Origin of the sequence: uncultured Photobacterium sp. (assembly GCF_947502415.1) — a bacterium.
Lineage (GTDB): Bacteria > Pseudomonadota > Gammaproteobacteria > Enterobacterales > Vibrionaceae > Photobacterium.
Map to the genome: position 1 here is coordinate 1 of NZ_CANMZV010000074.1, position 1,794 is coordinate 1,794.

The 1,794-nt window shown below is 31.8% G+C and carries 2 protein-coding genes; both read left to right on the forward strand.

Annotated features, from left to right (window positions below; all coding sequences use genetic code 11):
- Positions 1–121 precede the first annotated feature (121 nt).
- Complete coding sequence (locus Q0852_RS23515; RefSeq protein ID WP_299022843.1) at positions 122–607, forward strand: hypothetical protein; 486 nt, start codon at positions 122–124, stop codon at positions 605–607.
- Positions 597–1,466 carry a hypothetical protein gene (locus tag Q0852_RS23520; protein WP_299022845.1) on the forward strand — a complete coding sequence of 290 codons (870 nt, stop codon included), beginning with the start codon at positions 597–599 and terminating at the stop codon, positions 1,464–1,466. The genes Q0852_RS23515 and Q0852_RS23520 overlap by 11 nt, the downstream gene beginning before the upstream one ends.
- Positions 1,467–1,794 lie beyond the last annotated feature (328 nt).

Here is a 1,794-nt window from a genome sequence, read left to right on the forward strand (position 1 = left end):
ATTGTCGCCATAAGATCACCCGATAACTCGACAAATAACTAAACTATAGTTCAAATCACCAAGTTGGCATCATGGCCTCATAAAGAGTGAAGCGGATTATAAACCAATATGGTGATAAATTATGAGTGAATATTTTTTGTTATCAAAAGACAGCATTAATTCATTTCCAATTAAAGAACACTTAGGGCACAAAAGGATTGGTGTAGAGCCAGATTTACTAATAGATTTCTCATTTGTCCCTACAATATTTATCTCATCTGACCTATATGATAGAATGAATCTAGAAGGTGTTTCATTCTCCGATGCTATATATGATGCCTCATTGACTCCATTTAAAGACGATAATGTGAAAGTTTTTCACGGTATGTATGCATTATACATTGAGAATCGATTTAATGTGATCACGAATGAGACAAATGGTTTGTTTGCTGTTGGTGATTTAGAGTTGGACAATGAAAAACTTATAAAATTATATGAGGATGGTATTGATATATTCAAGCTATCATGCGACCCCAGTAAAGTTTTTGTAAGTGAAAGATTTATTGAAATGATTAATTCATTGCCAATTGTAGATGTTGAGTTCAGAGGGAACGATAATGACAGATGAAAGTTTATATCTCCATATGATAAATAGAGATTTTAACATATATGAGCAATATGTTGAAGAAGAGGGTGAGCCGTCTGAAGATTTTTTAGAACTTCTTCTAAGGGAGTGCAATTCTGACGTTATAAGTGATTTTGTTGCATATTTTGATGGTGATATTAAATTTGACTATTTATATGAAATACTGATTTTGCTTAATCTAAGCAAAATTGAAGTGAAAGAATGTGGGGCGTTGATTAAATTAGGGATAAAGCTCGACATTATCGATTACTCTTATATAAATAGTAGAAGCTTTAATGAAGAAATATGGTCCCTCACAACAATTGGTGATGAGGCATTAATAATATTTGAACTTTTTATAAATCAAGGATGTCTATTCAATAAATATTTGGCTGTGTCCCATGCGATTACTAATGAAGCTTATGACATTGCTAATCTTATCGTATCTAATCTTGATTTTGAACGAGATGACTTTGGTAAGGATGATATTGGAGGGATGTACTATTCTTTTGCTAGACAAAGCAAAAGGAATGTAGTTAAAGTATCTACTTTTAAAAAGTTACTAGAATTAAGGCCAACATTAGAAGGTTTTGATGCTGAATTTAATTGTTATCTCGCATCACTTCTTTATAACGTAGGTGCTCATGATTTGTTCCTGTGCGTACTGGAAAGAAAGATAAGCTTACAACCTCTGAACGAATTCAAACAGTGGGGGAAATTGATAGAAAATTGGAATGACGACGACGTTAACAATATCATTTGTCTTCTTGAAAAATGTGGAAGTTTATTTAGTCCCGAAGAATTACTTATATCAGCCAAAGCATGTGGTAAATACAAAATTATAGAAGCTTTTAGCCGATAATGTTAATGCGTAATTATAGAAAACGTGATGGGGTATCATTTTTTGTATGATTGTAGTTGTGTTTTATCAAAAATACAGAGTATCCGCTTATATGTTAAAATCTGATATTAGTATTCGTTTCATAGTTCAATAAATCTGCATTATTTAGTTCGGCTCACTATATGAAAGCCATTGTTGAAAGTCATAATGAATTAAGAAAACAGCGTGCTAAGCTAAATTTGTTAAATCTTGATGAAGTAGAACTGGATTTTTCAATACTTGAAAATGTTCCTCTTGAAGAAAGGTTGATGTTTAAACTTGAAGAAGATTTTGGGTATGTGTTTATTCA

What these genes read in the sequence shown, in the direction of transcription:
- Q0852_RS23515 (WP_299022843.1), top strand. Translation starts at nt 122, where the DNA reads ATGAGTGAATATTTTTTGTTATCAAAAGACAGCATTAATTCATTTCCA.
- Q0852_RS23520 (WP_299022845.1), top strand. Translation starts at nt 597, where the DNA reads ATGACAGATGAAAGTTTATATCTCCATATGATAAATAGAGATTTTAAC.